The organism is Gordonia sp. NPDC062954 (assembly GCF_044543825.1).
Lineage (GTDB): Bacteria > Actinomycetota > Actinomycetes > Mycobacteriales > Mycobacteriaceae > Gordonia > Gordonia tangerina.
Genome location: NZ_JBITWL010000004.1, coordinates 70651 through 97180, shown reverse-complemented (window position 1 = coordinate 97180; position 26530 = coordinate 70651). Strand labels below are relative to the sequence as shown.

Below are 26530 nucleotides of genomic sequence, written 5' to 3'. Positions count from 1 at the left end.
CGGGCGTGGGCGGGCAGGACCAATACGAGTGAGCATTGACGACGCGGTCGACGACGGTCCGGCCTCGGACGGGTCTGCCGCCACGTCGCGCACCCGCGGCGTCGAGCCGGTGATCGACGACGTCGCGGCGGCTGCGGCCGTCGACACCGGGCCTCAGCGACGACGTGACCTCACCATGGTGCGGCGCATCGCGATCGTCGCGTGGGTCGTGTTCATGATCTACGAGTTCGTAGCCTACGGACTCGCCTTCGACCGCACCCGCTTGATCATCCTGCTGTGTCTGGGCATGCTCGCGGCGTCGATCGGTCGTCGCAAGGCGATCAGCGTCATCATCGATTGGCTTCCCTTCGCGCTGATCCTGCTACTTTACGACTGGACGCGCGACGTCGCGCGCATCGTCGACATGCCGACCCAGTGGCATCTGGCGGTCGACGTCGACCAGTGGATGTTCGGTGTCAACCCGACCGTGTGGCTGCAGAGCCACATCAAGGCCCCCGAGCCGCCGTGGTGGGAAGTCGTCACCAGCGTCATCTACATGTCGTATTTCATCGTCCCGTACGCCGCCGCCGCGGTGCTGTGGCTGCGGGACCGGTCCGCATGGCGCCGGTACGCCGCCTGTTTCGTCGCCACGACCTTTCTGGCGCTGGTCGGCTACACGCTGGTGCCGGCCGCACCGCCGTGGGCCGCGGCCCGATGCACCGCAGAACAGGTCGCCGACCACCCCCGCGAACCCACCTGCATGGCGTACGAGGGCGCGGTCGCCGACGGCGGCATCCTCGGCGAGGTCACCCCGTCCAACCCGGACGCGCAACCCTACGTCGAACGGATCTCGGCGCGCGGCTGGAACTTCCTCAACATCCACGCCGCCTCCACCCTCGTGGAGGTGGGGCAGGGCAAGGCCAACCTGGTTGCGGCGATCCCGTCGTTGCACGCTGGTCTCACGATGCTGCTCGCGCTGTTCATGTGGCCCCGGGTCAAGGCCCTGGGCAGAACGCAGTTCATGGGTTACGCGGTCGCGATGGCGTTCACCCTCGTCTACACCGCCGAGCACTACGTCTTCGACATCATCCTGGGCTGGGCGTTGGCGGGTTTCGTGATCCTGGTGGCGCAGGTCGTCGACCGGAGGTGGTTGATCCCGCGCAAGAAGCAACGTGAGCAGGCCGGTGCCGAGACCACGGCGACCACCGAGGCGGCCGAGTCCGATTCACCGGTCTCTGGGTAGTCTCGGCTGCGTGTTGAGATCCCGCCTGCGTCGCCCGTCGTCGACGCAGCTGCGGGTGGGGCTACTGCTCGCGGTCGCGGCGTCGATCCTGCTGATGCATTCGGTGATCGCCGTGGGCACCGCCGCCGGCGGTCATCACCCGCCGTCGGCGTCACACGGTTCGACGACGATCGGCCCGGCGGCTCATCAACTCGATGAACCGACGATGGATGACGCCGGCGACTGCGACACCCACCAACATCCCTGCATGTTCCTGCGCAACGACGACCCGGTCGTCATCGCGATCGCGGTGTTGGTGCTGGCGTGGGGATTCCCGATCCCGCCGCTGCTGCGGTCGATTCATGCCCGCCTGGTCGGTCGCTCTGGCCGGCCGCCGCCGTGGGCCATGCCCACCCATCTCCGAATGCAGGTGATCCGCTGCTGATCGGCGTGCGCCGGACCGTGTGTCCGGCCCGCCGACATCTCCGCCTGCGCTGACCGCAGCGCGGGCCCTTCACTCTGCAGAGGATCCCAAGACAATGAAACGACAGATTTTCGTGGGCGCGGCCGTGGCGGCCGTGGCCCTGCTGGGCGCGTGTTCGGACGTCGACGACGCCGCGCCACCGTCGTCGGTCACCGCCGTCACCACGACGACGATGCCGATGGAGCCGTCGACCGAGTCGTCGGACAGCCGGCACAACGACGCCGACGTCACCTTCAACCAGGAGATGATCCCGCATCACATGCAGGCGCTCATGATGGCCGATCTGGTGGCCGACCGGACCACCACACCTGCGGTGCGGGATCTGGCCGACCGCATCAGGGCCGCCCAGAAACCCGAGATCGACGAGATGACCGCGCGGCTGACTTCCTGGGGCGTCTCCGGCGAGATGGGCGGTCACAGTGATGCTCACGGCGCGGGCGGCCACGACATGTCCGGCATGATGACGCCGCAACAGATGGCGGCGTTGTCACAGGCGGAGGGCACAGATTTCGACCGGATGTGGCTCGAAGGCATGATCGCGCATCACGAGGGCGCGATCGCGATGGCCGACACCGAACTCGCCGACGGCGTCAACGGTCCGTCGCGGGAGCTCGCCAAGCGCGTCAAGTCCGCCCAGCAGGCCGAGATCGACGAGATGAACTCGATCCTGCGACGGTGATGCGGTGACGGGTCGGTCCGGACGTGACGCATCGGAGTCCGGACCGACCCGCGGGGCGGGTCAGGGTTTCCGCAACGGGATGCGCATCAGATAGACCTGATAGCCCGCGGAGATGGAGTAGGTGAAGTACAGGCTGCTGCCCGACGACCACGGGTGAATGTAGGGGGCGTAGCCCGAGTACGGGTCGTTGGCGGGGACCACGAGTTCGCCCGACGACCACGGTCCCTCGGGCCGGTCGGCGGTCCGCAGCACCACACCGGAATCCTTCTGGCCCAACGAGATGAACTTGCCGAGGTACTCATTCCACGCGACCGACAACTCGCCGGTCGGTGCCGCCATCACCGGGGTCGCCGAATCCGGGTTGTTGCGCACCCACCGGCCCCATGAGAAGTACTCGTACTTGCCGAGATGTTCGATGTCGGAGGCCTTCACACGGGCCAGGTACACCGCACCCCATCGGCCGTCGGGGGTGCCGTAGGTGTAGACCGTGTCACCGACCTTCAGGTACGCCGACATCTGGAATTTGTGGTTTCCGCCGCCGTTGGGGCGGAATGCGTTGACCGCGCGCCAACTCTGCCCGTTGTTCCCCGACACCACCAGGCCGGACCAGTTGGTGTACCAGATCCCCGGCGGTCCCCAGTGTTTGACCGACATGACGTTCATGTACTGCTTGCCGTTGGCGGCCACCCCGGCGGTCGGGATGATGGTGATCTCTTTGCGCAGGTCGGGTTTGAGTAGACGCTTGGCGTGACCGGGTGGTCCGGCGTGACCGGTGAAGGTCATTCCGTCGCCCAGATATCGGTCGGTGCTGCGCAGCAGGACATTGGAACGCCAGTACCACAACTCGCCGTACAGCAGCGACCACCCGTTGAACGTCTGGGTGTCGCCGAAGGCGGCCATGATCTCGCCGTGCCCGTTGTCCCACAGGACGCCCAGATCGGTGCCGACGATGTTGAAACGCCCGAATGTGTCGTTGATTGAGCCGGGGCCGGTGAGCCGGGCGACGATCCGGCCGTTGGCCGCGGCGACATCGGTCGCCTCGGCCTGCGGAGTAGCCGCGAGGCCGGCGGTCAGTGTGGCGGCGAGTGCCGTGACCGTCAGGGCTGTGCGCCACCGTCCTGTGAGCCGCGTCATGGCGGTGACCTTATCAAGACCTGAGCGTCACCGGAGTGTGACATCGACCCCCGAACGAATGAAATTCACGCCTCGCTGTACCGCCCCCCGGTATCGACGGCGGTGAAGTCGATGGTGGCGGCCGAGTTGTTCACGCCGGTGACCATGCCGACGCCGAACTGGCCGTCGCTGTCGTAGAGATTCGTGGTGCTGGTGGAGATCCCGTCGACTTCCACATGGCTGGCCGCTTCGACCCCGATGCGCGGCCCGACCGGCAGACGCGAGAGCGCGACCGTCAGATCACAGTTGATGAATGCGATGCCATCGCTACCCCAATTGCAGACCAGGCTGGTCGATTCGCCGCTGATCACCGAGCGCTCGAACGATGACGGCCGCTCGCCGACCACAGTGGACACCGCGCGCGTCCACAGCCACGTGCGTTGGGCGTTCTGGTGGGCGCCCATGTCCTGGCTCCACTCGATCGTGCCGTCGGCGGTGGCGGTGCCGAACCAGGGCAGCGGATCGTCGGAATCGGTCTCGGGCGGCCGGAACTCGATCATCTCCGGCGACCGCTCCCAGCGCTCCCCGGGCGGATTGGCGGCCTCCTTGACGAACACGGTGGTGCTGCGGGCAACCGTGACCTCGGTGTCGTCGACGAACTGCACGACGTCGACCTCGGCCACCTTGATCCGGCCCCCGTTGCGTAGCAAGCGGCCACGGGTCGCGGTGGGGACGTCGCGGGCGGCCTTGAACAGATCGATGGTGAAGCGTGCCGGTCGAAAGCCCGGCACCGAGTGGTCACGTTCGGCCGCCCGGGCAGCCAACGCACACACCGCGGGACCGTTCAGAGTGCCCGGAGCCCACAGGCTCGCGGCATACCGGGTCGGCAGGAAAAGACTCTGTCCAGTGGAATCGGTGCCGCCGGAATCGACGGAGAAGAATGCGATCGACGACACGAAGTTTCCCTTCTGTTCGACCCAAGAATGTGGTGTCGAACCATTCGGCGCGTACTAACCTGCGTCCATGACAATTGCAGATTACGCACGGCAGATCCCCAACGAACTCGTGGCCGCGGTGCGCACCACGATGATTGCGACCTCGGTGGTCGGCATCGTCCTGGGGATCATTGCGCTCGTCTGGCCGAAGGCGACCCTGCTCATCATCGGTGTGCTCTTCGGGATCTCGCTGATCATGGCCGGACTGTTCCGGCTTTACGAGGCCTTCGCCTCGACGTTGCTGTCCGGCGGTTGGCGCTTTGCCCTGGGTCTCATCGGTGCACTGATCCTGGCCGCCGGCGTCATCGCCGTGTTCAATCCCGAGGAATCGCTGGTCTTCCTCGCGATCTTCATCGGTATCGGCTGGATCTTCCAGGGAATCGCCGACCTCGCCCGCGCGTCCGCCGGGTCCCAGCACGTGCCGCGGTGGGTGCTGATCCTGTCCGGTGTCGTCTCGATCATCGCCGGCATCGTCATGATGCTGATCCCCGGCCTCGCCCTGGCCACCTTCCTGATCATCGCGGCGATCATGCTCATCGTGATCAGCGTCGTGACGCTGCTGACCCTGCCGAAGAAGATCGAGGAGCCGCTGGTCTGAGTCGCGGGCTGCCGAGCTTCTGAGAATCAGGCCAACTCGAGGCCGTCGATCGTGACCGCGGCGCGGGCGGCCTCGACGTCGGCGGGAAGTCGCTCGATCAACTGGGTCATCGCGGCCTCGACATCCGGGCCGTGTGCCAGCCGAACCGGATCGACGTGGGGTCCGGTGGCATCGAGGATCGACGCCGCCGGATCGACGCCGGTTCGGTGGGCGACCGCCGCCGCCAGCAGGCGCCGTGCCTGCGCTGGGTGACTGTCCCACAAAGCGTCCGCAGTTGTCAGATACAGCTGCACGGCCGGCGGATAGTCGTGCAGATGCACGAGCGCCCATGCCCAGTGCTTGGCGACATCCACCGTGTCCGACTGTCCACGACCGTGGGTGCGGACATACTTGCCATGGAGTTCGCGGCACAGTGGGGTGGAATCGGCCCACAACTGCAACTCCGACATGCACCGCACACAATCGTGCAGGTTGGACAGGTACATCACCGAGTACGGGCCCTCGCGTCGCGACCGGATCTCTCGCAGCACGGAGAACTCGGCGAGCGCGTGCGAGTACTCGCCGGCCGAAAGATATGCCTCGGCCTCGTCTTGCATTTCCGCGAGCATGTGTCGATTGTTCCGCACTCGGCGGGCCTGCGGGCGGAATTCATCCGGACACGCGACATGCAGACGCGAAACGACCCGGCCACCTGGCGTGAGGTGACCGGGTCGTTGCGTCGAGCGAAGCCGCTCAGTACTGCTGATTCGGCGGATATGGCGGCGGGGCCATCGGGGCCGCCGACGCCAACGGTGCGACCTGGCCGCCGGTGAAGAACCGGTAGGCGTAGGTCGTGGCGATCATGGTGACCGGCAGGGTCACCAGCAGGCCCACCAGGCACAGCAGCGCACCGACGATGTTGAGGCCGATGACGGCCAACGCCAGCAGGAACAGGGTGCCCGCGTTCTTGCTGATCACCGAGAAGCTGGCCTTGATGCCCTCGATGGGGTCCATGTCGCGGTCCACGACGAAGGTGAGTGACCAGTAGGCGAGGAACGCGAAGACGATGCCCGGGATGATGAGCAGGATCAGGCCGATGAAGGTGCCCAGTCCCACCAGGAACGCGGTGATGATGACCGCGGCGAAGTTGACGTTGAAGAAGCGGCCGATATCGGGCTTGCTACCCGACGTCTCGTCGAGCGCGCCACGCGCATAGGCGCCCTGGAAGATGTAGCCGATGATCGTGGCGATGATGCCGAAGATGGCGCTGATCCAGAAGATCCGGCCGTAGTCGGACGAGATGTTGCCCAGCCACTGGATGACACCGGACACGACGAGCGAAATCAGGATCACCACGATCCACGACAACGCGTTCTCCTTGTAGCGGTTCCAGCCGTAGCTGAAGGCCTCGCCGATGGAGAACTGCTCGGCCGTCGGAGCGCCGTACGCGCCACCGCCGTAGGCGCCCGGTGCGCCGTAATCGCCCGGCGGCGGCGGGTATCCGCCGGGACCGCCGGCGGGTTGGCCGTAGCCACCGGCCGGGGGCGGCGGGTAGCCGGGCTGCGCACCGTAGCCGGGTTGCTGGGCGCCGTACCCGGGGGGCGGCCCCTGCGGCGGAGGCCCCTGCGGGGGCGGGCCTGATGGCGGCGGACCCGGTGGCGGCGGGTAGGCACCACCGGGCGGCGGGCCCGACGGCGGCGGGTAAGAACCGGGCGGTGGGTAGCCGGACGGCGGCGGCGGGGGTGTGGAGCCCGGCGGCGGATACGACGGCGGCGGTGTGCCGCCGGTGCCCGGCTCCGGGGTACGACCGGACTCGGCGCCTGCACCCGGGTCGGGGTCGGAAGAACCGGGATTCTGTGGATCTGACGGTGTGGTCATGGCAGGGAGGATACGGAACACCGGCGCCGGTCAACAGTGTTTGGCACTCCACGTCGTGTCTCGGCGTCAGGATTTCAGGTGCCCGGCGTCCTCAATGGGCGTGCACGACCGCTACACCTGGATTCGGCACCGGCGGGCTGGCATCGTGGAACCCGTGAGTGACATCGGCAGCACCCCGGAAGGTTCCGACGGCGAGTACAGCCTCGACGACGACGATCAACTGCAACCCGAGGACACGCTGGTCGACCGTGGTGTCGACGATGTCCTCGACGAGGGATATTCGCCGCCCGACCATCAGCCGAGCGGCGCGCGTCACGGGCTCACCGAGCGGGAGCAGCGCGACGGGGAGACCCTGGACGAACGGCTCGCCGAGGAAGAAGCCGACATCGGGGCGACCGATCCGCTCGACGACATCGAAGCCGAGGAGAACGTCGAGAAGCGCTGGCGGTCGCACGAATCCGATCGTTCGGATGACTTCGAAGGCGACGAACAAGCCGGGGACGGGCGGTCGGGACGGTTGGTGGCTCCGGACGAGGGGTCGGGCGTCGACCGCGAGAAGGATGCGGTGGCCGGCGACGTCGGCATCGACGGCGCCGGAGCATCTGCCGAAGAGGCGGCAATGCACTACATCGCCGCCGACGAGGTGGAGTGGTCCGACGAGTCCGACTCCACTGCCGGTGGATCCGGTCGATCGGACAGCTGATCGTCGGCGTCAGCTCGCGCCGTGACCGAGGTCGGCGAGCGAGCTGACGATGGTTGCGCGGGCGACGGTTTGCTCGATGCCGAGCCCCGACAGTATGGCCGCCATCTCCGGATCGGTGAACAGGCCCAACAGGATGTGTTCGGTGCCCACGAAATCGTGGCCCAGATCGACCGCCGACGCCAGTGTCGCCTGCAGCACTGAACGGGACCGCTCGTCGTAGGGCACAACAGTTTTCTCGCCCTCGGAGGGCTGCATCGCAGTCGACGCCGGGCCGTTGGCAGTGCACGCGGCGGCAAGAGATGCCGCCGGCACACCGTGGGCGCGCAAGGTCAAATCGGCGATGGATTCCGGAGCCACGGCCAACGCCCGCGCCAGGTGCTCGGGCGTGACCGCGGTGCTGTGATCGGCGACTGCCACATTGTGTGCCTCGGCGATCACATTGCGTGCTCGCGGAGTGAAACGCGCGAACGGATTCGCCTCATCTGCCAACGGTGTCGGCGCGGCGTCGGCGGGTGTGCGCGTCACGAACCGTTTCTGGGCCGCTTGTTTGCTGACCCCCATGGCCGCACCGATGTCGGCCCACGAGGCCCCGGTGCGCCTGGCCTGGTCGACGAAGTGGCCGATCAGGTGGTCGGCCACTTCGCCGATGTGTTCGGCGGTGATCATGGCGCCGGTCAGCTGGTCCAGGGGATCATCGTGCGCGGCACGGACACCGGCGATCAGATCATCGAGGCGGACATCGTGGACCTGGGTGCGCTCGGGCATGCGTCAACACTAGGTTGACAATCGAGAATGCGTCAACCAATGGTTGACGCAGTTGGTTGCCGGCGGAACTTGTCGGTGGCGTGTGATGCGATGACACCGAACCCGTCCGTCGAACGTCTGAGGCCACCGGCATCGCTGAGTGTCGTCGCTCGAGTGCGTTGACTCGAGCGTCGTTGACAGCGGTGGGGAGGCTGGTAACGATGGATGCCAGGGTTGCCCGTCCGCCCCCGGCCTTGCCGCCGGGTCCACCACAACGGGAGGTACCGGTGAGCATCACCAATCGCCCTGTGTCGATCGAGACCGAGTCGACCCAGTCCGGCAACGTCGAGTCCATGTCCGCCCAGGCCCGCAGATTCCTCGAGGTGCGGTCGTTGACCGACGCTCTGAGCGCGGACCTCTCCGCCGAGGATCAGACGCCGCAATCGATGACCGACGCCAGCCCGGCGAAATGGCATCGGGCGCATGTGACCTGGTTCTTCGAAGAGTTCATCCTCCGAAACGTCGAGTCGTATCACGTCTACGACGACTCATTCCGCTACCTGTTCAACAGCTATTACGAGGCGGTCGGCGCCCGGCATCCACGCCCCGAACGCGGGTTGGTCACCCGACCGGGTGTCGCCGACGTCGGGCTCTACCGCGAGTACGTCGACCGCGCGATGGTTGATGCGCTGGAACGCGGGGTACTCGACGACGATGCGTTGGCCTTGCTCGAGCTGGGATGCAATCACGAGCAGCAACATCAGGAACTGCTCTTGATGGACATCAAGCACCTGTTCTCCACACATGCCTTCGATCCGGTCTACGTGGATCGCGACATCGACGAGCCCGGTGAACCCGGTCCGCTCACCTGGCGCTCGGTGGCCGGCGGTGTCACCGAAGTGGGAGCAACGCCGGGATCTGCCGGCTTCAGCTACGACAACGAGGGTCCCCGACATCGGGTCTTCCTGGAGGACTTCGAGATCGCCGAGCGGGCGGTGACCAACGCCGAATGGTTGGCGTTCATGGCCGACGACGGTTATCGGCGTCCCGAACTCTGGTTGTCCGACGGCTGGGCGCACATCACGCAAACCGGTTGGCAGGCACCGGAATACTGGCGCCTGGTGGATGGGGAGTGGACCACCTTCACGCTATCTGGCCGACGTCAGCTGGTCGCCGACGAACCGGTGGTGCACGTGTCGTTCTACGAGGCCGACGCATTTGCCCGGTGGGCCGGCGCGCGGCTACCCACCGAGTTCGAATGGGAGGCAGCCGCCGAGACCGGCGACAGCGCACGTGGACAGCTACTCGACGTGGGACGTTGCCATCCCGGGAGAGCCGGCGCCACCATGATCGGCGACGTGTGGGAGTGGACGGCCAGCGCCTATCTGCCCTACCCGGGATTCGTGCCCGCCAACGGCGCGGTCGGCGAGTACAACGGGAAGTTCATGTGCGACCAGCATGTACTGCGCGGTGCGAGCGCGGTGACCCCACCCGGGCACGAGCGCATCACCTACCGTAACTTCTTTCCGGCCTCGGCGCGGTGGGCCTTCTCCGGTCTGCGACTGGCCCGATGACCGCCGACGCCGGTCGTCAACTCGCCGACGACGCCGCCGACGGATTGTGGTCCGATCCGCCGACCCTGCCCACCAAGTGGCTCTACGACGAGCGGGGCAGCCTGCTCTTCGACGAAATCACCCGGTTGCCGGAGTATTACCCGACGCGTCGGGAGACGTCGATCCTGTACGCACGTGCCACCGAGATCGCTGCGCTGACCGATGCGGCGACCATGGTGGAATTCGGGTCGGGCACCTCCACCAAGACACGCTTGCTGTTGGCGGCGTTCGCCGACCGGGCCGAGGCCACGGGGCGTCGATTCACCTATGTGCCGCTCGATGTCAGCACCCAGATCCTGGAATCCTCGGCCGCCGAACTCGCCCGCGACTACCCGGATATCGACATCGAACCGGCGGTCGCTGATTTCACCGCGCCCGACCTCGCCTTGCCGGCCTCGGACGGTCCGCGGATTGCGGTGTTCCTCGGGGGCACCATCGGCAACTTCGACGACGCGATGCGCGCCACCTTCCTGGGCCGCCTGGCCAAGGCGCTCGATCCGGGAGACTACTTCCTGCTGGGCGCCGACCTCATCAAGGACACTGGCCGACTTGTGGCGGCCTACAACGACAAAGCCGGTGTGACGGCCGATTTCAATCGGAACATGATCGAGGTGCTCCGCCGCGGGCTCGACGCCGACGGGCTCTACGTCGACGACTTCGACCACATTGCCCGGTGGAACCCGGTGCAGCACCGCATCGAGATGTGGCTGCGTGCCCGCCGCGATGTCGACGTCCGGTTCCGCGGCCTGGACCGGAATTGGCAGCTCGAGCGCGGTGCCGAGGTCCTCACCGAGATCAGCACCAAGTTCGATCGCTCGACACTCGCCGACGAACTGGCTCAGGCCGGGGTCGTGGTGGAGCGGCAGTGGACCGACGATCACGACGACTTCCTGGTGACGCTCAGTCGGCGCTGAGCAGGTCGCGGACCTGCGGGATTACTTGGGTGCCGTACAGTTCGACGCTGCGCATCAGATGCTCGTGAGGCAGCGTGCCGTGTGAGTACTTGAGGTCGAAGCGGTTGAGCCCCAGTGTCTTCGCGGTTGCCGCGATCTTGCGGGCCACGGTGTCGGGAGAGCCCACATGGAGCGCGCCGGCCGGGCCCGCGGCGCGCTCGAACTCGATCCGGGTGGGTGGCGGCCAGCCTCGTTCGCGGCCGATCCGGGCCATGTAGGTCCGGTAATGCGGCCAGAGCTGTTCGCGTGCCAGCTCGTCGGTGTCGGCGATGTGGCCGGGGGAGTGGACTCCCACCGGCAGATCGGTGGGCTGCTCGAGTTCACCGAGCGCACGGCGGTACAGATCGGTGTAGGGCGTGAACCGGGCGGGATCGCCCCCGATGATCGCCAGCATCAGCGGCAGACCGTGCGTCGCGGCGCGGATCACCGACTCCGGACTCCCGCCGACCGCGATCCAGGTCGGCAGCGGCGCCGACGACAACCCCGGGTACACCGACTGTCCGGTCAGCGGAGTGCGGGTCGCACCCGACCAGGTCACCGGTTCGCCCGTCCGCAGCTGGGCGAACAGCGACAGTTTGTCGGTGAACAACTCCTCATAATCGGCGAGGTCGTAGCCGAACAGGGGAAACGACTCGGTGAACGATCCGCGCCCGAGAATCACTTCGGCGCGGCCATCCGACAACGCGTCCACGGTGGCGAAACGCTCGAATACCCGGATCGGGTCGTCGGAACTGAGTACGGTCACCGCCGAGCCCAACCGCATCCGGTGGGTCGCAACGGCGATGGCACCGAGGACCACTTCGGGTGCCGAGACGGCGTAGTCGTCGCGGTGGTGTTCCCCGACTCCGAAGAAGTCGACACCCACCTCGTCGGCGAGGACTGCTTGTGCCACGACGTCACGGATGGTCTGTGCCGCAGACACCGCATTCCCGTCGTCGTCAACCGTCACGTCGCCGAAAGTATCGAGGCCGAGTTCCATGGGAGCACCCTAGCTTTGCCGGTCAATGCGCACTGCGTGAGCGCAGCTGTGAGAAGCTATGGAACGCAGCGTCGGACACCCCGACGTCACCTACCGGCTAAGGAGTATGCCCGATGTGGGACTCGTTCTGGGACTTCATCTGGTACACGATCGTCATTTTCGCGTTCGTGGCCTATCTGATCGTCCTCTGGCACATCATCATCGACCTCTTCCGTGACAAGTCCTCCGGCTGGATCAAGGCCGTGTGGATCATCTTCCTGATCCTGCTGCCGTACATCACCGCAATCGTCTACCTGCTGGTCAAGGGCCGCGGTATGGCAGAGCGTCAGAATGAGGCGGTCAAGGAGGCCAAGCAGGCCACCGACAGCTACATCCAGTCGGTCGCCACGGCCAAGAGCCCGGCCGAGCAGATCGCCGACGCCAAGCAGTTGCTGGACTCTGGCACCATCACCCAGCAGGAGTTCGATTCGCTGAAGGCGAAGGCGCTCAGCTAGCTTTCGCGCCGACGGAACCCTGTTTCGCGCCGACGGCATCTGGTTCGCGCCGACAGAACCCCGTTTCGCGCCGACAGAACCCCGTTTCGCGCCGACAGCACCCGCTCCTTGGTAGGGCGGGTGCTGTTTGGGTTTTGTGGCGGGTGCTGTCGGCGCGAAACGGGGTTCTGTCGGCTGCCGTGCTGGGCGCGTGGGAGGGTGAGGTTGCGGGGCGCGGGGCGCGGGGCGCGCGAGCCTGTCAGGTCCCGAATGGGTTCGCGGTGTGGCCGACGAGATCGGCAACCGAATCGATCACCCGGGTGGCCCGATAGGGGAACAGTTCCACCGACGTGGGAGTCGATATGCCGGACAGGACCAGGATGGTCTCCAGCCCGGCCTCCATGCCGGAGATGACATCGGTGTCCATCCGATCACCGATCATCAGGGTGTGCTCGGAATGCACACCGATCTGCCGCAGCGCTGAGCGCATCATCAGCGGATTCGGCTTGCCCACGTAATACGGTTCGCGGCCGGTGGCCCGGGTGATCAGGGCGGCCACGGCGCCTGTCGCAGGGAGCGAGCCGGCCGCCGACGGCCCGGTGGCGTCGGGGTTGGTCGCGATGAACCGGGCCCCGCGTTCCACCAGGCGGATGGCCGTGGTGATCGCCTCGAACGAGTACGTCCGAGTCTCCCCGAGTACGACGTAGTCGGGGTCCGAATCGGTGATCACGTAGCCGATCTCGTGTAGCGCCGTGGTGAGACCCGACTCGCCGACGACGTACGCCGATCCGCCCGGGCGCTGTGACTCCAGGAACCGGGCAGTGGCCAGTGCCGACGTCCAGATCGACTCCTCGGGAATGTCCAAGCCGGTGCGCAGCAGGCGTGCCCGCAGGTCGCGCGGGGTACGGATCGAGTTGTTGGTCAACACGATGAACGGGACATCGTTGGCGCGCAGCTCGGCCAGGAACTCGTCGGCGCCGGGGATCAAGTGTTCTTCGCGGACGAGAACACCGTCCATGTCCATCAGATAGTTCCAGCTCATGTACCGCATTATGGCCGGGCTCGGCAATGGCCGCGTCGAACCCTCGAAATGCGCCCCCTGGGCTGTTTCGCTGGGGTGCATTTCGGTCGTGGGTGCCGCGTTCGCCGCGGCGGTCAGTCGGGACGCTCTGACACCCGCCACAGCGGGTTGACCGGACCGTGCCCGGCCCCAAGCGGGTAGGCGGCCTCGAGTCCCCTGGTCACCCACCGCTTGGCGAAGTCGATCGCGTCTGGCACCCCATATCCGTGCGCGAGCGCACCGGCGGTGGCCGCCGCGAGGGTGTCCCCGGCGCCGTGATCGTGCCCGGTCTCGATGCGAGGATGGGCGAACTCGTGAAAGTGCTCGCCGTCGAACAGCAGGTCGGGGCTCTGGGCCGACGTGCGCAGGTGCCCGCCCTTGACCAGCGCCCATTGTGCCCCCAGCGCGTGCAAGGCGCGGGCCGCGTCCTGTTGCGACGCGGCGTCGACGACGTCGATGCCGGTGATCAGCCGCACCTCGTCGAGGTTCGGCGTCACCACGGTGGCGATGGGGATCAAGGTGGAACGCAACGTCTCCAGGGCTTCGGCAGCCAACAAGGGGTCACCGTGCATCGACGCACACACCGGGTCGACGACCAGCGGGACGGGCCGATCGCGACCGACGCCGAGCTCGCCGCATGCCGCGGCGACGGCCTCGATGATCGGTGCCGAGGCCAGCATCCCGGTCTTGGCCGCCCCGACGCCGATGTCGGTGACCACGCTGTGCATCTGCGCGGCCACCGTCGCCGGCGCGATCTCCGCAAAATCCTGCACGCCCACCGTGTTCTGCACCGTCACCGCTGTCACGGCGACGCAGGCATGCAGTCCGAGAAGCGCGAAGGTGCGCATGTCGGCCTGGATGCCGGCGCCGCCGCCCGAGTCCGAACCCGCGATGGTGAGAACCCGTCGCGGCGTCACACCGGGTGGCGCCGTGGGTAATCGGAGGTCATCGGTCATCAGGTGGGGGAGCCTCCGGCCGCGGCCTCCAACGGTAGATAGACCCGGTTGCCGTGCTCGGCGAACTCCGCCGACTTGGCGGCCATCTCCTCGGCGATCTTGCGGTCGATGTCCTCGGCGGTCACCAGGCCGTTCTGCTCGGCGTAGTCGCGCACATCCTGCGAGATGCGCATCGAGCAGAACTTCGGCCCGCACATCGAGCAGAAGTGCGCGGTCTTGGCCGGTTCGGCGGGCATCGTCTCGTCGTGATATTCGCGTGCGGTATCCGGATCGAGGGCCAGGTTGAACTGGTCGGTCCAGCGGAACTCGAAGCGCGCCTTGGATAGCGCGTCGTCGCGCTCCTGCGCGCCCGGATGCCCCTTGGCGAGGTCGGCGCTGTGAGCGGCGATCTTGTAGGTGATCACACCGACCTTGACGTCATCGCGATTGGGTAGTCCCAGATGCTCTTTGGGCGTCACGTAGCACAGCATCGCGGTGCCGGCCTGCGCGATCATCGCGGCGCCGATGGCCGAGGTGATGTGGTCATAGGCAGGTGCGATGTCGGTGGCCAACGGTCCGAGCGTGTAGAACGGCGCCTCTTCGCACAACTCTTCTTCGAGTCGCACGTTCTCGGCGATCTTGTGCATCGGTACGTGGCCCGGTCCTTCGATCATCACCTGCACACCATGCGATTTGGCGATCGTGGTGAGTTCGCCAAGGGTGCGGAGCTCGGCGAACTGCGCCTCGTCGTTGGCGTCGGCGATCGAGCCGGGCCGCAGACCGTCACCCAGCGAGAAGGTGATGTCGTAGCGGGCGAAGATCTCGCACAGCTCCTCGTAGTGGGTGTAGAGGAACGACTCCTGGTGATGCGCCAGACACCAGGCGGCCATGATGGATCCGCCGCGCGAGACGATGCCGGTGACCCGCCGGGCCGCGAGCGGCACATACCGCAGCAACACCCCGGCGTGCACGGTCATGTAGTCCACGCCCTGCTCGGCCTGCTCGATCACGGTGTCGCGGTAGATCTCCCACGTCAGCTTGGTGGGATCACCGTTGACCTTCTCCAGCGCCTGATAGATCGGCACCGTGCCAACCGGGACCGGGGAGTTGCGCATGATCCATTCGCGGGTCATGTGGATGTCGCGACCTGTGGACAGGTCCATGATGGTGTCGGCGCCCCATCGGGTGGCCCACACCATCTTCTCCACCTCCTCGGCGATCGAACTGGTGACTGCCGAATTTCCGATGTTGGCGTTGACCTTCACCGCGAACCGCTTGCCGATGATCATCGGTTCGGATTCGGGATGACGGTGATTGGCGGGGATCACCGCACGTCCTGCGGCGACCTCGGCACGCACGAGTTCCACCTCGACACCCTCACGTGCGGCGATGAAGCGCATCTCGTCGGTGACGATGCCGGCGCGTGCCCACGCCAGCTGCGTCGACGCCCCGTTCACTGGTTCGGGTCGGTGCCACGCATCGCGAGTCGGCGGCAATCCCTGCTCCACGTCGATGGTCGCGGTCACGTCGGTGTATGGACCGGACGTGTCGTAGACGTCGAGGTGCTCGCCGTTGGTCAGCTGGATGCGTCGCGCCGGAACCCGGAGATGATCGATCTCGCGGTAGTGCTTGCTGCTTCCCTCGATCGGTCCCTGGGTGACAGTCGAGACGGCAGTTTCGGATACACGTGTTCCCATGATGCGACTCCCTACGCCGGCATTACCCGGACAGGTTCAGGCGGTCGGCGACCGTCCCGTCGCCATCTCAGCCCCCGGTGATCGTGGGAGCCCCCGCGTGTTCAATTTGTCGATCGCGGCGTCCGCCGGGATCAGCACCACCCTACGACGTCGCCGTGCTCGGTGCGGGCCGGGGGCCGCGACCGACAACCTACGCCATCGTAGGGTAGCCTGTGACAGGGATCACATAGGGTCCTACGTCGGTGTCGGGAGGGGAGCCCCGCCGCCGGCGATCCGCCGCGTTCAGGAGGGATTGTGCAGAGGAAGCATCAGCATCGACCACCACAGTCTGCGCAGGCGATTCTGCAGCAGATCGCCCAGGTGGTCCACAATCCCGACCGCGACAGGTTCGAGCTGTGGGTGGCCGGCGACCTCGTCGGCGTGCTCGGGTACAGCACCGAGGTCAGCGAGGGAAAACCGACAATCACGATCCTGCACACCGTGCTCTACGACGAATACACCGGCCACGGTCTCGGCACCCGCCTGATGGTCGGGGCCATCGCGTATGTGCGTGACCAAGGAGCTCGGCTGAGGCCGGTCTGCTCGTTCACCAAGTCGTACCTCGATTCCCATCCGGGGATCGTGCCGCTGGCGCCGGCGTGAGCGCAGCCTAAGTTAGGCTACCCTGACGGAAGTTGCTGTCGAGGGAAGGCCGTGTCACATGGCGGAACAGACCAAGTCCAAGTCGCGCGGGTGGCAGGGCGCCGTCCTCAAGCTCATGGGTGCCGACGACTACGAGCTCACCGTGACCAGCAATGAACCGGTCACCGACGACTACATCCGGCTCGGCTTCACCGGTGGCGGCCTGCTCGCCGACCGCCCGGTCCACCCGACGATGTGGCTGCGCATCTGGTTCGAGAACAAGCACGGCAAGCTCCATCAGCGCGCCTACACCCTTGTCGATCCGGACCCGGCGACCGACTCGTTCTCCCTCGAGTTCGCCATCCACGACGGCGCAGCCACCCGGTGGGCGCAGTCGGCCCGGCCCGGCGACACCATCTCGTCGACCTTCATGGGGTCGAAGTTCGCCATCGGCGACCCGGCCCCCAAGGGCTGGCTGATCGCGGGCGACACCGCGGCGCTGCCGGCAATCAACTCGCTGCTCGACGCGATCTCCGCGTCGTCGAACCCGTCGGCGCCGGCGACGATCTGGTTCGAGTACGTGCACGAATCCGACACGTCGCTACCGCTGCGACTGCGCGACCAGGACACCATCAACTGGATCAAGCGTGACGGCACGGCGCTGACCGATGCGGTCCGCGATGCCGCGTTCGACGCCACCGATCATCACGGGTTCGTCGCCCTGGACATGAAGTCCACACGCGCGGTGTCCGGGTTGTTCAAGAATGACTACAAGCTTGGCAAGGCCAACGTGAAGGCCCAGGCCTACTGGCGGGAGAACGGTCCGGCTTCCTGACGACGCCGAGGCGTGAGCCCGGTCACGGCTCCTGCAGCGACCGGACCAGCACCGCCTTGTCGATCTTCCCGACCGCGGTGACCGGCAGGGTGGGCACCACCACCAGGCGGTCGGGCAGTTTGAACGACGCGAGTCCACGTTCGGCGAGGAACGTGCGGACCTCAGGGAGCGTCAGTTCGCGTCCCCGCGGATGATCGTGCGACAGCACCACGGCGGCGCAGATCTTTTCACCCAACGACTCGTCGGCTAGGCCGACGACTGCGGCTGCACGGATCGACTCGTGGGCGAGCAGATTCTCCTCGACGTCATCGGCAGCGACGTTCTCACCGGCCCGCACGATGGTGTCCTTGATCCGGCCGGTCACCGCCAGATGGCCCGACGGCAGTCGGCGTACCCGGTCGCCGGACCGGTAGAAGCCCTCCGGGGTGAACGAGCGTGCATTATGCTCGTCGGCGCGGTAGTAGCCGCGGATCGTGTACGGACCGCGTACCAGCAGTTCGCCGTCGGTGCCGTCGGGCACGTCGTCACCGTTCTCATCGACCACCCGCACCTCGTCGAACTCCGACATCGGTGCACCCTGCACCGCGTGCACCAACTCGCGGGGGTCGTCGAGGCGGGTGTAGCAGATGAGTCCCTCGGCCATCCCGAACACCTGCTGGACCACGTCGCCCAGTGCGGCATCGAGTGCGACGGCGTCGGGTTCGGCCAGCTTGGCGCCACCCACCTGAAGCAGTCGGAGACTGCTGATGTCGGCGGGTTCCCACTCGGTGGCCGCGCACCACACCTGGGCCAGCGCCGGGACGAGTGCGGTCACGGTGACCCGGTAGCGCTCGATCAGGTCGAAGGTGTTGTCCGGGCTGGGGTTGTCGGTGACGACGGTGTGCCCCCCAACCGTCATCACCCCGAGCATCCCGGGACAACACAGCGGGAAATTGTGGGCACCGGGCAGCGCCACCAAATACGTGTCGGCCGCAGTGAGTTCGGCCACCTCGGCGGAGCGGCGCGCATTGTAGGCGTAGTCATTGTGGGTCCGCGCGATGAGTTTCGGCAGCCCGGTGGTGCCGCCGGAGATGAGGAACAGTGCCGGCGCGTCCGGGTCGGTGTCCTCGGCCGACGGCAATCCGGTGGTCTCCGGGTCGGCATCGGGCAGTGCGGCATACACGCCGGGGTCGCCGTCGACGAACACAGTCCCCACCGTGCCGACGCGTCGCTGCAGATCCGCGGCCAATTCGCGGTAGTCGTATCCGCGACGGTCGTCCTCGGTGATGTAGGCGACGGCAGCGGAACCGGCGGCGAGGTGTGCGATCTCGCTGACCCGATGCGCGGGCAGCGTCATCACCGGCGCCACACCGGCGCGCAGCAGCCCGAACAGCGTGATGACGAACGCCGCCGAGTTGTGTTGCTGCAGGATCACCCGCTGACCCGGCCGCAGGCCGGCCTGCACGAAGCCTGCCGCCCGGCGCAACACGGCGGCATACAGCTCGGCATAGCTGAGGGTGAGGTGGTCGGTGGTCGCGGTATCGGTGACGGCGGGCGCATCCGGGTGCCGGGCCGCGGCGCGTTCGAGTGGGTGCCACAACGGCAGGTCGGGAAAGATGCTTGCGTCGCGATAGCGCGCGGCGATTGCATCGGGGTGGGGGCGGAAGCCGAGCTGCAGATCGGCGACCGAGGTCGTGTCAGATGTGCCGACGTCAGACATGGGCGGCCGCCGTCGTGTGGAAGCCCAAGACGGCCGAGGTTCCGGCGCCGATGTCGATCACGCTGGGCTGCGGTTGCGGTGCGGGGCTCCGACCGTCGGCGATGACCAGTCCGATCAGGACGAGGGCCACCGCGAACGCCGAGATCACCGCGGCGACGCCCGCGGCGGCGATCACGACCGGGATGTTCACTCGCCGCCGCCACGACGATCTCCGGGCACTCATGGGGGTATTCAAACACACCGATAAGGCCAGGCTTACCGATGTGAGCTTCGGTTGTCCGCCTCCATCGTTTAGCCTTACCTAACGGGGGTTGTACGAATCACGAGCTTGTGCGAGGAGGACTCGGTCATGTCGCTGACCGTTGAAGCGGCCGCCGGGGGTGTGGCCGACGACCTGCGTCCGCCGCTCTCCGCGGCCCGGATCTGCGCCGCGTGGGCCGCATCGGGCGAGTTCGACGAGTACCTGGTGTACGAGCGTGAAGGTCGCTGGGTGTTCGCGGCCGGTGTGCGTGCACGGCTGATCCTCACCCGCAGCACGGTCGACGTCGTCGACGGGCACTCACGAACGACGACCGAGTGGTCGGGAGACCCAGCCCGTGTGATCGCCGATGCGCTGGCCGGCCTCAAGTCGTCGACGTGGCGTGTCTACGGGTGGGTGGGATTCGATTTCTGTGCGCCCCGTCATGGTCTGCTCGAGCGGGTTCCCGAAGACGCGGAGCTGGCGCATCTGATCGTGCCCGAGGTGGAGCTGGTCATCGAACCCGACACCGTCGATCCCGCCCACATCGACACCGGTGACACCGACCCGGATCGCGCAGCACGACTGCTGGCGGTCGCTGCGCGAGCAACGGCGCCGCCCGAGTCTGCGGCGGTCGATGTGATGCCCGTCGATGTGTCCGATGACCGGGACGACTACCGCGGCCGGGTCGCCCGCGCGGTCGACGAGATCGCCCGAGGCGACTACCAGAAGGTCATCCTGTCGCGGCGTGTCGACATCCCGTTCGACATCGACATCTCGGCCACCTTCGTCCGGGGGCGCGAGGCCAACGATCCGGCCCGGTCCTATCTGTTCCGACTCGGCGCGATGTCGGGCGCCGGGTTCAGCCCCGAGTTGGTGGTTGCCGTCGATGCCGACCGACGGGTGGTTACCGAACCGCTGGCCGGCACGAGAGCATTCGGACGCGGTGACGCCGACGACGCGGCTGCCCGCGCCGATCTGCTGTCTGATCCGAAAGAGGTTGTGGAACACTCAATGTCGGTACGCGCATGTATCGAGGAGATCGCCTCGATCGCCACCCCGGGTAGCACTGCGGTCAGCGAGTACATGGTGGTGCGCGAGCGCGGCAGCGTGCAGCATCTCGCCTCGACGGTGGCCGGGCAGTTGGCCCCGAATGCCGATCCCTGGCAGGCGCTGTCGGTGTTGTTCCCATCCATCACCGCTTCCGGAATCCCGAAAGCACCTGCGTTGGAGGCGATCTATCGACTGGAGCCGGAGTCTCGCGGCTTGTACTCCGGTGCGGTGATCACGGCGTCGTCGGCCGGTGAACTCGAAGCCACCCTGGCGTTGCGCACGGTGTTCGCCACCGACGAAGCCGCGTGGCTGCAAGCGGGTGCGGGGATCGTCGGTCAGTCCACCCCGGCGCGCGAATTCGAAGAGACCTGCGAGAAGCTCGACAGCGTCGCGCCGTATGTGGTGCGACGCGGGGGAGGTGGCCGATGAGTGAGTCCATGAGACCGCACGACGAGGTCAAGGACGCCATCGTCGACGCGCTGGGAATCCCACGCGACGAGATCGCCGACGACGCCGACCTCATCTCCCTCGGATTGGACTCGATCCGGATGATGAAGATCGCCGGCGGCTGGCGTAAACGCGGGCACCGACTCAACTTTGCCCAACTCGCTGCCGAGCCGACCGTCGACGCGTGGACCCGGATGCTGGCCGCCGCCGACAGAACCCCGGCAACCAGCGACAACGCCCCGAAACCCGCCGACAGAACCCCGAAACCCGCCGACGGAACCCAGAATCTCGCCGACGGAACCCAGAATCTCGCCGACGGCACCGCGGATTCGGACGACGCCGCGTTTCCCCTCGCCCCCATGCAGCATGCGTACTGGATCGGCCGCACCGATGCCGCCGACCTCGGCGGGGTGGCCGCCCACCTCTACGTCGAATTCGACGGCGCCGGAATTGATGTCGATCGTCTGCGCGCCGCCGCCGATGATCTCGTCCAGCGCCATCCCATGCTCCGGGCCCGCTTCCGGCCCGACGGCACTCAACAGGTGCTCGACCACCTCGGCCGAGATCCGTTGATGGTCAACGATCTCCGTGCCGAAACCCCGGCGGCGATCGAACGCGAACTGGCGGTCCTCCGCGACACCAAGAGCCACCAGATGCTCGACGTCGCCGCAGGTCAGGTGTACGACCTGACCCTGACCCTGTTGCCGGACGGGCGCCATCGCCTGCACTTCGACATCGACATGCTCGCCGCGGATGCGATGAGCTATCGGATGCTGCTCGCCGACCTCGTCGCACTGTATGACGGTCAGGCGCAGCCCGCGGCCGAGGTGACTTACCGCGACTACCTCACCTATCGCGCCGAGCGCCCCGAACCGAACCGTGACCGGGACCGCCGCTGGTGGTCGGAACGACTCGACGAACTGCCGTCCGGACCGGCCTTGCCCGCCCGCAGCGAGTCCGCCGGCACCATCGACAATCACCGCGAACGACCCAACAGCGTGGTGCGTCATCATCATTGGATCGACGCCGACACCAAGGAGACTCTGCTCGGTTCCGCGCACCAGCGCGGCGTGACGCCCGCGATCGCGCTTGCCGCGGTGTTCGCCGCCACCATCGGGGCATGGTCCAGCGACGATCGCTTCCTGCTCAATGTCCCTCTCTTCCACCGCGAGCCCCTGCATCCCGAGATCGATCGGGTGTCCGGGGACTTCAGCTCGTCGGTGCTCATCGATGTCGACGTCCGGCACACCCGATCGATGCTCGACCTGGCCCGGTCGATGCAGACAACGATGCACGCCAACGGGTCACACGCCAGCTACGGAGCGTTGGAGGTCCTGCGCGACCTGGGGCGTGCCCGCGGCGAACAGGTGTTGGCTCCGGTGGTCTACACCAGTGCACTGGGACTCGGCGAGCTCTTCTCCGAGGACGTGCTGGCCCGCCTCGGCGACCCCTCCTGGATCGTGTCGCAGGGCCCGCAGGTGACGTTGGACGCACAGGTGACCGAGGTGCGCGGCGGCCTGCTGCTCAACTGGGATGTGCGCGCTGCGGCGTTTCCGCCGGGCGTGGTGGAAGCGATGTTCGCGCACTACATCTCGGCCATCGAACGGCTGACCGACGGGGACTCCGGCTGGCTGGGTACAGCTGTCCCCGCGCTGCCCGCCCTGCAGCGGGAGGTGCGACGACGGGTCAACGACACCGCCGCACCGAGCAGTGGGCGAGTGCTGCACCAGGAATTCTTCACCCGCGCCGTCGCCGAACCCAACCGCGCCGCCCTGTTCTGGCGTGGCGGCACGCTGAGCTACGGCGAACTGGCGGGTCAGGCACTCGCGGTGGCCGGCGCCCTGCGCGATGCAGGGGTGCTTCCCGGCGACGCGGTCGGCGTGCAGATCCCGAAGGGGCCCGACCAGGTGGTGGCCACACTCGGGGTGTTCGCGACCGGGGCCACCTGGGTACCGATCGGTCACGACCAGCCGGTCACGCGCCGCGCGACGATCCTGTCCACCGGCGACATCCGGGTGGTCCTCGGCGCCGACGGCGCGCTCGACGACATGCTCGACGGGGTCGTCGGCATCGACCTCGCCCACGCCAGGACGCATCGCGCGCCGTTCACGCAAGCCGTGCTGCCCGACCCGGAATCGATCGCCTACATCCTGTTCACCTCCGGCTCCACCGGCACGCCCAAGGGTGTCGAGGTGCCGCACCGGGCCGCGATGAACACCATCGACGACATCAACGACCGCTTCGCGGTGGGCCCCGAGGATCGCTCGCTGACCGTGGCGGCACTCGAGTTCGACATCTCCGTCTACGACATCTTCGGCCTCTACAGCGCCGGCGGTGCCGTCATCGCGGTGGACGCCGACGATGCCCGCGACCCGGCCGGCTGGCTCGATCTGCTGCGCACCCATCGCGCGTCGATCCTCACCTGCGTCCCCAGTGCGCTGGACATGCTGCTGACCGTCGCCGAGGAAGGATCTGCCGGGCTCGGAGATTCGCTGCGCGCGGTGTTGCTCGGTGGGGACTGGGTGGGCGTCGACCTACCGCGCCGCCTGCATGCGTTGGCACCCGGCGCCCGCTTCGCCGGCTTGGGCGGTGCCACCGAGATCGCCATTCACGGGACCGTCTGCGAGGTCGTCGATCCGCCGGCGCAGTGGACGTCGGTGCCGTTCGGAACCCCGCTGCGCAACGTGATGTGTCGCATCGTCGATTCGGCCGACCGCGACTGCCCGGACTGGGTCACCGGTGAACTCTGGGTCGGCGGTGCCGGTGTGGCGCACGGATACCGCAACGATCCCGAGCGCACCGCGCAACGGTTCATCGAACGTGACGGCCACCGGTGGTATCGCACCGGCGATCTGGCGCGGTATTGGCCGGACGGCACTATCGAATTCCTGGGTCGGGCAGACCATCAGGTCAAGATCCGTGGATTCCGGGTCGAACTCGGTGAGGTCGAGGGTGCCTTGCGATCGGTCGACGGTGTTCGTCACGCAGTCGCGACCGTGCTCACCGCGCCCGGCGGTGCCCGCAGTCTGGCCGCCGCGGTCACCACCGACGACACCGCCGCCACGGGGCCGTCCGCCGAAACGATCGCCGCTGCGCTGCGGGAGTTGTTGCCTGCCTACATGATCCCGGCCACCATCGAGATCCTCGACGAGCTCCCGCTGACCGGGAACGGCAAACTCGACCGCGCCGCGATCGCCGCGGTGTTCGACGACACCGGCGCCGGCAACCATCAGAGGGTGGAACCGGCGGACGACCTCGAGCGGGCGCTGTTGATGATCGTCGTCGAGGTGCTCGGCGCCGACCCCGCCCGGATCGGGGTGACCGACGACTTCTTCGCCGTCGGCGGCGATTCGGTCCTCGCGACCGCCGTGGTGGCGCGCGCCCGGGAGTGGCTCGACGCCCCGCAGATCGGTGTGGTCGACATCTTCACCGCCCGTACGGTGCGTGAACTCGCGCAGCGCGTGGATGCGGCCGACGAACAGCCCGGCCGGCTCTACCAGGTGGCGGCGATCTACCTCGAGGTGGCGGCCATGGACGAGGCTGAACTCACCGATGCCGAACTGGCCGGGGGATCGCGCTGATGAGCACTCGACCTCCGCAGACCCTCCTGGTGATCGGGGCCGGCCCGAAGGCGATCGCCGTGGCCGCCAAAGCCTCCGTGATGCGTGGACTCGGGCTGCCGGCGCCGCACGTCCGTGTGGTGGAATCGCATGCGGTGGGCGCGAACTGGCAGTCCATCGGCGGCTGGACCGACGGTCGTCACCGGCTCGGCACGGGACCCGAGAAGGACATCGGTTTCCCCTACCGGTCGACGGTCACCGGCCGCACTGCACACAGCGACCTCAACGCCGAGATCAGCCGCCGCATGCAGGCCTACAGTTGGATGTCGTTCCTGGTGGAACACCAGACCTACGCCGAGTGGATCGACCGAGGTCGCCCCAACCCGCATCACCATGTGTGGGCGCGCTACCTGCAGTGGGTGGCCACCCGCATCGACCTCGACATCACCATCGGCACCGTGCGTTCGGTCTCCGCCGACGACGACCAGTGGAGCCTGCAGATCGCCATGCCCGACGGCGGCAGCAGTGAGGTGGTGGGCGATGCGCTCATGATCACCGGACCCGGATCGAGCGACACCGCGATCCTCGACGACGAGCACGTGCTGTCGGTTGCCGCGTTCTGGGACCGCGTCTCGCGCCGCGACCTGCCCGTGGCCTCCCGCGCCGCGGTCATCGGTGGCGGCGAGACCGCAGGTTCTGCCCTCGACGAATTGGCCCGCCACGAGGTCATGTCGGTCTCGGTGATCTCGCCGGGCGCCACCATCTACACACGTGGCGAGAGTTACTTCGAGAACGCCATGTTCAGCGATCCGACCGGATGGTCGGCCATCTCGCCGGCCGAACGGCGCGACGTGATCCGGCGCACCGACCGCGGTGTCTTCTCGGTCAGCGTGCAGGAAAACCTGCTCGGCGACAGTCGTATCCAGCATCTGCAGGGTCGCGTGGTGGCGGCCCGCCGGGCCGGTGAGCTGATCGCGGTGACACTGCACAACGAAGGGCGCGCCCCGCAGACCCTCACCTTCGACCTCGTCGTCGACGCGACCGGCGGGCAACCACTATGGTTCCTGGACCTGTTCACCGACGACGCCGCGGATCTGTTGGAACTGACACTGGGCTGGCCGCCCACGCTCGAACGCATCGAGTCGGCCATCGGTCACGACCTCGCCGTCACTGGCCTGACGCCGAAGTTGTTCCTACCCAACCTCGCCGGGTTTGCACAAGGTCCGGGCTTCCCTAACCTGAGTTCGCTCGGCGAACTGTCCAACCGGGTGCTACGGATCACCGAGCGTCAGGGCCGCGGTGCACGCGCGGCCGTCCTGAGTGAGGAACGCTGACATGCTCGGATCACAGCTGCGGCACGTCGGCCGGGGTGCGGCCCAGGATGTGCAGGGCGATCCGCCGATCCGGCCGCACATCGAACTCACCCGCATCGGTCCACCCGTGACGGGTCAGTGCGCGGCGAACTCGCGAGTTGCGCGCATCGGGCTCCAGAACCACACGCCGACAACGAGAATCGGCATCGAAGAGAGCCTGCGCCAACTCGGCGAGCCACCCCGACATCACGCCGCGGCCGGTGAGTGCCGGGTCAGCGGTCGCGATGTGGATGCCCATGTCGTACGGGTCCACCGGGTACAGCCGCGCGATCTCGTCACGAGCGGGCCGGTACAGCTCGACGTAACCGATCTCGGTTCCGTCGAGCGAGACGATCAGCGGACGCGAATAGTCGCCGGCGAGGCGGTGCGTCGAGTCGGCCCGCCACTTCGCCTCCGACCACTCCTGCTCCCAGGTTTCCACCAGATGCGGCCGAGCGAACCACGACACCAGCATCGCCGGGTCGTCGCCGGTCGGGTCCACCGCCCGCAACCGGAAACGGCCGGTCAGCGCCGGTACCACCGGGCCGCCGGCGGCGACCACATCCGCTCCGACATCGGTGATCTCGCGGCCGATGGTGTACCCATCGGGCGTCCCGGCAGCGGCGGATTCCATGAGGGTC

The 26530-nt window shown here is 67.3% G+C and carries 25 protein-coding genes and 1 riboswitch; of the genes, 13 read left to right on the top strand and 12 right to left on the bottom strand.

Going from position 1 to position 26530, the window contains the following annotated elements:
• Positions 1-28 precede the first annotated feature (28 nt).
• The 3 genes from ACIGKQ_RS05970 to ACIGKQ_RS05960 all read left to right on the top strand — a co-directional run bounded on the left by ACIGKQ_RS05970 (position 29) and on the right by ACIGKQ_RS05960 (position 2364).
• The gene (locus ACIGKQ_RS05970; protein WP_396572721.1) at positions 29-1222 is read left to right on the top strand and encodes a phosphatase PAP2 family protein; all 1194 of its coding nucleotides are present in this window, start codon (positions 29-31) and stop codon (positions 1220-1222) included.
• A 10-nt stretch (positions 1223-1232) separates the two neighbouring features.
• Positions 1233-1646 carry a hypothetical protein gene (locus tag ACIGKQ_RS05965; RefSeq protein WP_235725832.1) on the top strand — a complete coding sequence of 138 codons (414 nt, stop codon included), beginning with the start codon at positions 1233-1235 and terminating at the stop codon, positions 1644-1646.
• A gap of 94 nt (positions 1647-1740) precedes the next feature.
• Positions 1741-2364 carry a DUF305 domain-containing protein gene (locus ACIGKQ_RS05960; protein WP_396572720.1) on the top strand — a complete coding sequence of 208 codons (624 nt, stop codon included), beginning with the start codon at positions 1741-1743 and terminating at the stop codon, positions 2362-2364.
• Between the two features lie 60 nt (positions 2365-2424).
• On the opposite strand, the gene ACIGKQ_RS05955 is transcribed toward ACIGKQ_RS05960, so the two are convergent.
• Both ACIGKQ_RS05955 and ACIGKQ_RS05950 read right to left on the bottom strand, forming a co-directional pair.
• Positions 2425-3498, bottom strand: coding sequence for a DUF4185 domain-containing protein (locus ACIGKQ_RS05955; RefSeq protein WP_235725830.1), 1074 nt, complete (start codon positions 3496-3498; stop codon positions 2425-2427).
• 65 nt (positions 3499-3563) lie between these two features.
• On the bottom strand, positions 3564-4433 hold the full coding sequence (locus tag ACIGKQ_RS05950; protein ID WP_396572717.1) for an acyl-CoA thioesterase domain-containing protein: 870 nt from the start codon (positions 4431-4433) through the stop codon (positions 3564-3566).
• 67 nt (positions 4434-4500) lie between these two features.
• Here ACIGKQ_RS05950 and ACIGKQ_RS05945 point away from each other — a divergent pair, with 67 nt between their 5' ends.
• Positions 4501-5070 carry an HdeD family acid-resistance protein gene (locus ACIGKQ_RS05945; protein WP_266060828.1) on the top strand — a complete coding sequence of 190 codons (570 nt, stop codon included), beginning with the start codon at positions 4501-4503 and terminating at the stop codon, positions 5068-5070.
• Positions 5071-5096: 26 nt separating this feature from the next.
• Here ACIGKQ_RS05945 and ACIGKQ_RS05940 read toward each other — a convergent pair whose 3' ends face one another.
• On the bottom strand, positions 5097-5678 hold the full coding sequence (locus tag ACIGKQ_RS05940) for a hypothetical protein (RefSeq protein WP_266060830.1): 582 nt from the start codon (positions 5676-5678) through the stop codon (positions 5097-5099).
• Between the two features lie 124 nt (positions 5679-5802).
• The gene (locus tag ACIGKQ_RS05935) at positions 5803-6927 is read right to left on the bottom strand and encodes a hypothetical protein (protein ID WP_396572715.1); all 1125 of its coding nucleotides are present in this window, start codon (positions 6925-6927) and stop codon (positions 5803-5805) included.
• A 94-nt stretch (positions 6928-7021) separates the two neighbouring features.
• On the opposite strand from ACIGKQ_RS05935, the gene ACIGKQ_RS05930 reads away from it, so the two are divergent.
• Positions 7022-7630 carry a DUF5709 domain-containing protein gene (locus ACIGKQ_RS05930; RefSeq protein ID WP_396572713.1) on the top strand — a complete coding sequence of 203 codons (609 nt, stop codon included), beginning with the start codon at positions 7022-7024 and terminating at the stop codon, positions 7628-7630.
• Positions 7631-7639: 9 nt separating this feature from the next.
• Here ACIGKQ_RS05930 and ACIGKQ_RS05925 read toward each other — a convergent pair whose 3' ends face one another.
• Positions 7640-8395 carry a Clp protease N-terminal domain-containing protein gene (locus ACIGKQ_RS05925; protein WP_266060832.1) on the bottom strand — a complete coding sequence of 252 codons (756 nt, stop codon included), beginning with the start codon at positions 8393-8395 and terminating at the stop codon, positions 7640-7642.
• A 266-nt stretch (positions 8396-8661) separates the two neighbouring features.
• On the opposite strand from ACIGKQ_RS05925, the gene egtB reads away from it, so the two are divergent.
• Together egtB and egtD are read left to right on the top strand one after the other, a co-directional pair.
• Positions 8662-9948: an ergothioneine biosynthesis protein EgtB gene (gene egtB, locus ACIGKQ_RS05920; protein WP_396572711.1), complete on the top strand. Its 1287-nt coding sequence runs from the start codon at positions 8662-8664 to the stop codon at positions 9946-9948.
• Positions 9945-10901, top strand: a complete 957-nt coding sequence (egtD, locus tag ACIGKQ_RS05915; RefSeq protein ID WP_396572710.1) for an L-histidine N(alpha)-methyltransferase — start codon at positions 9945-9947, stop codon at positions 10899-10901. Before egtB ends, egtD begins: the two co-directional genes overlap by 4 nt.
• On the opposite strand, the gene ACIGKQ_RS05910 is transcribed toward egtD, so the two are convergent.
• A complete protein-coding gene (locus ACIGKQ_RS05910) occupies positions 10888-11919 on the bottom strand; it encodes an LLM class flavin-dependent oxidoreductase (RefSeq protein ID WP_396572708.1) in 1032 nt (343 codons plus the stop codon). The two genes, egtD and ACIGKQ_RS05910, sit on opposite strands and share 14 nt — an antisense overlap.
• 113 nt (positions 11920-12032) lie before the next feature.
• Here ACIGKQ_RS05910 and ACIGKQ_RS05905 point away from each other — a divergent pair, with 113 nt between their 5' ends.
• Positions 12033-12413 carry an SHOCT domain-containing protein gene (locus ACIGKQ_RS05905; protein WP_235725822.1) on the top strand — a complete coding sequence of 127 codons (381 nt, stop codon included), beginning with the start codon at positions 12033-12035 and terminating at the stop codon, positions 12411-12413.
• Positions 12414-12651: 238 nt separating this feature from the next.
• Here ACIGKQ_RS05905 and ACIGKQ_RS05900 read toward each other — a convergent pair whose 3' ends face one another.
• From ACIGKQ_RS05900 to thiC, 3 genes are all read right to left on the bottom strand, one after another.
• Positions 12652-13434, bottom strand: a complete 783-nt coding sequence (locus tag ACIGKQ_RS05900; protein ID WP_235725821.1) for an HAD-IIA family hydrolase — start codon at positions 13432-13434, stop codon at positions 12652-12654.
• 113 nt (positions 13435-13547) lie between these two features.
• On the bottom strand, positions 13548-14408 hold the full coding sequence (thiD, locus tag ACIGKQ_RS05895; protein ID WP_235725820.1) for a bifunctional hydroxymethylpyrimidine kinase/phosphomethylpyrimidine kinase: 861 nt from the start codon (positions 14406-14408) through the stop codon (positions 13548-13550).
• Complete coding sequence (gene thiC, locus ACIGKQ_RS05890) at positions 14408-16084, bottom strand: phosphomethylpyrimidine synthase ThiC (RefSeq protein WP_396572705.1); 1677 nt, start codon at positions 16082-16084, stop codon at positions 14408-14410. Before thiC ends, thiD begins: the two co-directional genes overlap by 1 nt.
• Positions 16076-16191, bottom strand: a riboswitch (TPP riboswitch). Its footprint overlaps the gene before it by 9 nt.
• A gap of 187 nt (positions 16192-16378) precedes the next feature.
• Between thiC and ACIGKQ_RS05885 the strand changes: the two genes are divergently transcribed.
• Both ACIGKQ_RS05885 and ACIGKQ_RS05880 read left to right on the top strand, forming a co-directional pair.
• Entirely contained in the window at positions 16379-16726 is a 348-nt protein-coding gene (locus ACIGKQ_RS05885; protein WP_235725818.1) for a GNAT family N-acetyltransferase, read from the top strand.
• A 58-nt stretch (positions 16727-16784) separates the two neighbouring features.
• Positions 16785-17540 carry a siderophore-interacting protein gene (locus tag ACIGKQ_RS05880; protein WP_235725817.1) on the top strand — a complete coding sequence of 252 codons (756 nt, stop codon included), beginning with the start codon at positions 16785-16787 and terminating at the stop codon, positions 17538-17540.
• Between the two features lie 22 nt (positions 17541-17562).
• On the opposite strand, the gene ACIGKQ_RS05875 is transcribed toward ACIGKQ_RS05880, so the two are convergent.
• Together ACIGKQ_RS05875 and ACIGKQ_RS05870 are read right to left on the bottom strand one after the other, a co-directional pair.
• Positions 17563-19239: a (2,3-dihydroxybenzoyl)adenylate synthase gene (locus ACIGKQ_RS05875; RefSeq protein WP_396572704.1), complete on the bottom strand. Its 1677-nt coding sequence runs from the start codon at positions 19237-19239 to the stop codon at positions 17563-17565.
• The gene (locus ACIGKQ_RS05870) at positions 19232-19462 is read right to left on the bottom strand and encodes a hypothetical protein (RefSeq protein WP_396572702.1); all 231 of its coding nucleotides are present in this window, start codon (positions 19460-19462) and stop codon (positions 19232-19234) included. The genes ACIGKQ_RS05875 and ACIGKQ_RS05870 overlap by 8 nt, the downstream gene beginning before the upstream one ends.
• A gap of 126 nt (positions 19463-19588) precedes the next feature.
• Between ACIGKQ_RS05870 and ACIGKQ_RS05865 the strand changes: the two genes are divergently transcribed.
• The 3 genes from ACIGKQ_RS05865 to ACIGKQ_RS05855 are packed head-to-tail and all read left to right on the top strand — an operon-like array spanning position 19589 to position 25871.
• The gene (locus tag ACIGKQ_RS05865; RefSeq protein ID WP_396572701.1) at positions 19589-20959 is read left to right on the top strand and encodes a salicylate synthase; all 1371 of its coding nucleotides are present in this window, start codon (positions 19589-19591) and stop codon (positions 20957-20959) included.
• Complete coding sequence (locus ACIGKQ_RS05860; RefSeq protein ID WP_396572699.1) at positions 20956-24558, top strand: amino acid adenylation domain-containing protein; 3603 nt, start codon at positions 20956-20958, stop codon at positions 24556-24558. Before ACIGKQ_RS05865 ends, ACIGKQ_RS05860 begins: the two co-directional genes overlap by 4 nt.
• Positions 24558-25871, top strand: a complete 1314-nt coding sequence (locus tag ACIGKQ_RS05855) for a SidA/IucD/PvdA family monooxygenase (RefSeq protein ID WP_235725813.1) — start codon at positions 24558-24560, stop codon at positions 25869-25871. The genes ACIGKQ_RS05860 and ACIGKQ_RS05855 overlap by 1 nt, the downstream gene beginning before the upstream one ends.
• A gap of 10 nt (positions 25872-25881) precedes the next feature.
• Here the strand turns inward: ACIGKQ_RS05855 and ACIGKQ_RS05850 are convergent, their stop codons facing one another.
• Positions 25882-26523, bottom strand: a complete 642-nt coding sequence (locus ACIGKQ_RS05850) for a GNAT family N-acetyltransferase (protein ID WP_396572872.1) — start codon at positions 26521-26523, stop codon at positions 25882-25884.
• Positions 26524-26530 lie beyond the last annotated feature (7 nt).